Origin of the sequence: Xanthomonas sp. LMG 12462 (assembly GCF_009192885.1) — a bacterium.
GTDB classification, from domain to species: domain Bacteria; phylum Pseudomonadota; class Gammaproteobacteria; order Xanthomonadales; family Xanthomonadaceae; genus Xanthomonas_A; species Xanthomonas_A sontii.
In genome coordinates this window covers 84,419-91,051 of the sequence record NZ_NMPP01000029.1, presented here as the reverse complement: position 1 = coordinate 91,051, position 6,633 = coordinate 84,419, and the positions used below count along the sequence as shown (strand labels likewise).

4 protein-coding genes are annotated in these 6,633 nt (G+C 70.2%); 1 reads left to right on the top strand and 3 read right to left on the bottom strand.

The window, feature by feature from the left end; translation table 11 throughout:
- Positions 1–45 precede the first annotated feature (45 nt).
- The 3 genes from CEK69_RS08235 to CEK69_RS08225 form a co-directional block, all read right to left on the bottom strand.
- Positions 46–1,332, bottom strand: a complete 1,287-nt coding sequence (locus CEK69_RS08235) for an AGE family epimerase/isomerase (RefSeq protein ID WP_152244962.1) — start codon at positions 1,330–1,332, stop codon at positions 46–48.
- Positions 1,333–1,425: 93 nt separating this feature from the next.
- Positions 1,426–2,730, bottom strand: a complete 1,305-nt coding sequence (locus CEK69_RS08230; protein WP_152244960.1) for a sugar MFS transporter — start codon at positions 2,728–2,730, stop codon at positions 1,426–1,428.
- Positions 2,727–3,776, bottom strand: coding sequence for a LacI family DNA-binding transcriptional regulator (locus CEK69_RS08225; protein WP_152244958.1), 1,050 nt, complete (start codon positions 3,774–3,776; stop codon positions 2,727–2,729). Before CEK69_RS08225 ends, CEK69_RS08230 begins: the two co-directional genes overlap by 4 nt.
- 131 nt (positions 3,777–3,907) lie before the next feature.
- On the opposite strand from CEK69_RS08225, the gene CEK69_RS08220 reads away from it, so the two are divergent.
- The gene (locus CEK69_RS08220; RefSeq protein ID WP_152244956.1) at positions 3,908–6,259 is read left to right on the top strand and encodes a GH92 family glycosyl hydrolase; all 2,352 of its coding nucleotides are present in this window, start codon (positions 3,908–3,910) and stop codon (positions 6,257–6,259) included.
- The last annotated feature ends 374 nt before the right edge of the window (positions 6,260–6,633 follow it).

The window sequence follows — 6,633 nt, the reverse complement described above, 5'->3', positions numbered from 1 at the left end:
GTCGCGACTGAAGTCGCTCCCGCAGTGCATCTCCGCGCTATTCGCCTACGCGAACGCCTTGCTGCCGCGCATCACCGCCAGCACGTCGTGGCAGGCGCCCATGGTGTGGTAGTCGGTCTTGCCGGCCGGGCTCTTCTCGTCGCTGTAGCTGCGGTTGTCGCGGCTGAGGATGCGGAACCAGGCGCCGTAGCGGTGGTCGACCAGGTGCTCCCAGGAATATGCCCACAGCTTGTCGTAGACGGCGCGATACGTGGCATCGCCGGTGGCGGCCAGCAACCGCGAGGCCGCGGCGATGGCTTCGGCCTGCACCCAGAAGTACTTGTCGTCGTCGCAGAAGTAGGTCGGCGCCGCGGCCACGTCGGGCACGCCGACCACCGGCGCGTCTTCGGTGCCGGAGGCGAAGCCGTAGACGATGCCGCCATGCTGCGCGTCCCAGCCGTGCGCCAGGGCGGTGTCGAACAGGTGCCGCGCGGTCGGCAGCAGCCACGCCGGCGCGGTGCCGGTGGACGCCTGCAGGTGCCCGTGCAGCAGCACCAGCAGCTTGGACCACTCGACCTGATGGCCGGGCTGGAAACCCCACGGCCGGAACAGGTGCTTGGGGTTGTCGCGGTTGTAGTCCCAGTCCACCTGCCAGTCGGCGTCGTAGTGCTCCCACACCAGGCCGCCGGCCAGTGCCGCCTGGCGGCGGGTGATGTGGTCGGCCAGGAGCAGCGCGCGCTGCAGGTAGCGCGGCTCGGCGCTGGCCTCGTAGGCGGCGATCAGCGCTTCGCACAGGTGCATGTTGGCGTTCTGGCCGCGGTAGCTGGAGAACGTCCACTCCGGGGTGGCCTCGTCGCGGTACAGGCCGGCGGCGGCATCCCAGTAGCGGGTTTCCAGCAACTGCCAGGTCTCGTCCATCCACGCGTCGGTGTCCAGGCCGGCCTTCTTCGCAGTGGCGTAGGCCAGCAGCACGAAGGCGGCGCCGTAGGCGTGCTGGGTGCGGTCCTCGGCCACGCCGTCGCGCAGGGTCCACACGTAGCCGCCGCTGGCGGTATCGCGGTGCACCTCGCGCAGGTAGCGCAGGCCGTGGCGCGCGGCGTCCAGGTATTCGGCGGCCAGTGCCGAGTCGGCGAACTCGATCGCCGCCATCGCGTAGTTGAAGACGAAGCGGGTGCTGCTGACCAGGTGGCGATGGCCGGCGTCGTACACGCTGCCGTCGTCGCGGAAGTAGTGGAAGAAGCCGCCCGCCGGGTCGATCGCGCGCGGGTGGTAGAAGGCCATGGTGTCGGCGATGTGCGCGCGCAGGACGGCGGTGTCGGCGAAGTCGGGCAGGGGCGTGGCGGGCAGGTTCATACGGTTGGCTGGCGAGCTGGGTGAGGGAGGGGAAGGCGTTGGTGCGCGGCGACGGCGTGTGCGCCGCCGCCGCACCGGGAACGGATCAACGGATCAGTGCATCACGCGCGCGGTCGGCGCGGTGGTGGGCGCGGCCGCCGCCAGCTCCGGCGACAGGCGCGAACCGCGCAGGCCGTACCAGACGATGTAGGCGTAGCACAGCAGCGGAATCACGAAGGCGTGCTGGATGCCGATGGCGTCGGCCAGCGCACCCTGCGCCAGCGGCACCAGGGCGCCACCGACGATGCCCATGATCAGCAGACTGGAGGCCTTGCTGGTGAGCACGCCCAGGCGCTCGATGGCCACGGTGAAGATGGTCGGGAACATGATCGAGTTGAACAGGCCGATGGCGATCACGCTCCACATCGCCACATGGCCGGTGCTGAGCATGGTGGCGATCAGCAGCAGCGAGGCGATGCCGGCGAAGGTCGCCAGCAGCTTGCGGGCCGGGACGAACTGCAGCAGCGCGGCGCCGGCGAAGCGGCCGACCATCGCGCCGCCCCAGTAGAACGGCAGATAGTGGCTGGCAGCGGCTTCGGTCAGGCCACCGGTGGTGGGGCCGGAGATGTAGTTGATCAGGAAGCTGCCGATCGACACTTCCGCGCCCACGTACATGAAGATCGCCACCACACCCCACAGCAGGTGCGGGTGGCGCAGCGCGTCGGCGAAGCTGTGATGCGATTCGGCGCTGGCGTCGTTGTCCTCACGCAGCGACGGTACCCGCATCACCAGCACGAACACCGCCAGCAGCAGCAGGCCGCCGGCCAGCATCAGGTAGGGGATCTCCACCGAGCGCGCCTGCTCAATGCGGTAGGCGGACAGCTGCGCGGGATTCATCGCCGCCAGCTGGTCGGCGCCGAGCACCGCGCCGGCCAGGATCAGCGGGCCGATCAGCCACGGGAATACGGTGGTGCCCAGCGAGTTCAGCGCCTGGGCAAAGTTGAGCCGGCTCGGCGCCTTCTCCGGGGCACCGATCAGGCTGATGTACGGATTGGCCGCCACCTGCAGCAGGGTGATGCCGCTGGCCAGCACGAACAGTGCGGTCAGGAACAGTGGGTAGGAGGGCAGGCGCGCGGCCGGGTAGAACATCGCCGCGCCGATCGCCGCCACCACCAGGCCGATGACGATGCTGGCCTTGTAGCCGACCCGCGACACCACCGCGCCGGCCGGCACCGACATCAGGAAGTAGGCGCCGAAGAAGGTGAACTGGATGAGCATCGACTGCGCGTAGTTCATCTGGAACACGGCTTTCAGATGCGGGATCAACACGTCGTTGAGGCTGGTCAGGCCGCCCCAGGTGAAGAAGATCATGCTGACCACCGCGATGGCGGCGGTGTTGGACAGCGGGCGACGGCTCATGCAGCGACTCCGGGAACGGGCGAGAGGGCGACCCGGCTGCTGGCGCGCAGGCACAGCCGGGCGGGGGCGATGGTAAGCGCAGGCAGGGCCTGGCGGTGGCGCAGCGCGTCCAGCACCAGGCGCGCGGCCTGCATGCCGCGCTCGCGCGGGGCGACGGCGACGGTGGACAGCGGCGGGGTGGCGACGGCGGCCTCGGGAATGTCGTCGAAGCCGATCAGTGCGTAGTCGCGGCCGGCGATGCGGCCACGTTCGGCCAGGCCGCTGGCCAGGCCCAGCGCGACCACGTCGTTGTAGCAGACCAGCGCGGTCGGCAGCGGGTCGCGCGCGCACAGCGCGCCGGCCTGGCGCGCGGCTTCCAGCCGGGTCGGCGCGCATTCGATCAGCCACGCCGGGTCGACCGCGATGCCGGCGGCGGCCAGCGCCTCGCGGTAGCCGGCACGGCGCTCGGCGCAGGAACTGGACTGGCGGTGGCCGCCGAAGAAGGCGATGGCGCGGTGGCCCTGCGCCAGCAGGTGTTCGGTGGCCAGGCGCGCGCCGCGGCAGTTGTCCAGCGCCAGCAGCGGCCAGTCGCCGTCCAGCGCGCGGTTGAACAGCAGCACCGGCAGGCGCGGCCCCAGCAACTGGCGCAACCGCGCCGCGTCGGTGTTCTCGGTGGGCGAGAGGATCATCGCCGCCGGGTGATGCTCGATCAGCGAGGCCAGCACGGTCTGCTGGCGCTCCGGCGATTCGCCGGTGCTGCCCATCAGCATCACGTAGCCGGCCTCGGCCAGCGCCGCGTCCACGCCGCCGGCGAACTCGGCGAAGAACGGATTGGCCAGGTCGTTGACCACCAGCGCCACCGCATTGGACGCGCGGCCGCGCAGGCTGGCCGCGCCGCGGTGGTAGACATAGCCCTGGCGGGCGATCTCCGCCGCCACCCGCGCGCGCGTGTCCGCATGCACCAGCGGGCTGTTGCGCAGCACCAGCGACACGGTCGCCCGCGACACGCCGCAGGCGGCGGCGATGTCGGACACGGTGACGCGTTTGTCGGCGGGAGACGGCGCCACGGCGGATTAGACCGGTTCAAAAGGTCGCTCATCCTGCGCCGTCGTGATCCGATCCGCATTTTGCAGTGCAGCAAGGCATTGCAGTGGCTTTGTGCTATCCGTTTGGATCGATTCGATACGGGGAGCCGCCCATGCGCAGCTCGAGGACGCTGGGCGGCGCTGCCGCGCTGCTGTTGGCCGCGCTGTGGCCGATCGCATCCGCCGTCGCGGCGGCGGGCGGTAACGCCGGCGGGCGTGCGGTGGCCGCGGTGGACCCCTTCATCGGTACCGGCGGCGAGGGCCACACCTATCCTGGCGCCACGGTGCCGTTCGGCATGGTCCAGCTGAGCCCGGACACGCGCATCCAGCCGCGCAAGGACGCCTACGGCTGGGCGGCGGGTTACCGCTACGACGACCGCAGCCTGGTCGGCTTCTCGCATACGCACTTCTCCGGCACCGGCCACTCCGACCTGGGCGACGTGCTGCTGATGCCGATCAGCGGTGCGGTGCGGCTGGAGCGCGGCGACCCGGACACACCCGGCAGCGGCTACAGCGCGCGCTTCCGCCACGACGACGAGCGCGCCGAGCCGGGCTACTACGCGGTGACCCTGGACGACTACAAGGTGCGCGCCGAACTGACCGCCAGCGCCCGCGTCGGCGTGCACCGCTACACCTATCCGGCCGGCCAGCCGGCGCACGTGCTGCTGGACCTGCGCACCAGCCTGTACGACTACCCGGGCAAGATCAGTTGGTCGCGGCTGCGCCTGCGCGCCGACGGCACCGTCACCGGTTTCCGCGAGACCCGCGGCTGGGCGCCGGGGCGGCAGCTGTACTTCGCCCTGCGTTTCTCGCAGCCGCTGCGCGGCCACGCCTTCCACAACACCGAGCAGGACATCCCCTACAAGGGCTTCCCGCCGCCGGGCGACAACGACCCCACCCAGCGCGCGCAGATCGAAGGCCGGCAACTGGTCGGCTCGTTCGACTTCGGCGACGCCCTGCGCGGGCCGCTGCTGGTGAAGGTGGCGATCTCGCCGGTCAGCGAGGACAGTGCCATCGCCAATCTCGACGCCGAGGTGCCGGGCTGGGATTTCGACGGCGTGCGCCGCGCGGCGCGCGCGCAATGGGCGCAGGCGCTGGGCGCGGTGGAGGTGGACGCGCCGCCCGCGCAGCGCACCCAGTTCTATACCGCGCTGTACCACAGCCTGCTCGGTCCGACCCTGTTCATGGACAGCGACGGCCGCTATCGCGGGCCGGACAACGCCGTGCACCAGGCGCAGGGCTACACCCACTATTCGACGTTCTCGCTGTGGGACACCTACCGCGCGCTGCATCCGCTGCTGACCATCGTGCAGCCGCCGCAACGCACCAACGACATCGTCAACTCGCTGCTCGCGCACCAGCGCGAAAGCCCCTACGGTGTGCTGCCGGTGTGGGCGTTCCACGGCCTGGAGACCTGGTGCATGATCGGCTACCACGCGGTGCCGGTGATCGCCGACGCGTACATGAAGGGCATCCGCGGCTACGACACCGACGCCGCGCTCAAGGCCATGGTGGCCAGCGCCAACTACGGCCCCTACGACGGCATCGCCCAGTACCGCGAGCTGGGCTACGTGCCGATCGACGAGGAAGGCGAGGCCGCTTCCAAGACCCTGGAATACGCCTTCGACGACTGGACCATCGCGCAGATGGCGCAGGACATGGGCCGCACGGAGGTTGCAGCCACCTTCGCCAAGCGTGCCGGCAACTGGCGCAACGCCTTCGATCCGGACACCGGCTTCATGCGCGCGCGCAAGCGCGACGGCAGCTTCCGCACCCCGTTCGATCCGGACGCCAGCGGCTACGGCACCGACTACACCGAAGGCAACGCCTGGCAGTACTCCTGGTACGTGCCGCAGGACGTGGCCGGCCTGGCGAGTGCGCACGGTGGCGACGACAAGCTGCTGGCGCGGCTGGACCAGGTGTTCGACGCCAAGGTCGATCCCAAGGTGTTCGCGCACATGGAGGACATCACCGGGCTGATCGGCTGGTATGCGCACGGCAACGAACCCAGCCATCACGTCGCCTATCTGTATGCCTACGCCGGGCAGCCGTGGCGCACCCAGGCGCGGCTGCAGCAGATCATGCGCAGCCAGTACGCGGCGCGCCCGGACGGCCTGGCCGGCAACGACGACATGGGGCAGATGTCGGCCTGGTACGTGTTCACCGCGCTGGGCTTCTACCCGGTGGCGCCGGCCAGCAACCAGTACATCCTCGGCCGCCCGTTCCTGCCGCGCGCCACCCTGGCGCTGCCCAACGGCAAGCGCTTCACGGTGATCGCCGACGGCCTGGACGACGCGCACCCCTATGTCGGCAGCGTCACCCTCAACGGGCGGCCGCTGAACCGCGCGTTCCTGCGCCACGAGGAACTCATGGCCGGCGGCGAACTGCGCTTCACCCTGCAGGCCACCCCCAACACCGCCTGGTCCGCGGCCGGCGCCGAGCGCGCCTATTCGATGAGCGAGTGAAGGGCGCTCCACCTATTCCGGGAGATGTCCCGTAAGAGCGGCTTCAGCCGCGACGGTGCATTTCCGGTCGAGCCCTGTCGGCTGAAGCCGCCCCACTGGGGCTTGCGGCGAGCCCGCCCGGTGCACTGTGGGAGGGACTTCAGTCCCGACGCATTGGGCGATCGGAAAACGCACGTCACGTCGCGTATCGCGGCGGCATGACAGTTGATCACCGCGTGAGTTTGCGGCGAGCCTGCCGGGTGCATTGTGAGAGGGGCTTCAGTCCCGACTGCTGTAGCAATCGGTCATTGGATGGCTTCACTGGTCGCGACGAAGTCGCTCCCACAGGGGCTTACGGGGAGCCTGCCGGGTGCACTGTGGGAGGGACTTCAGTC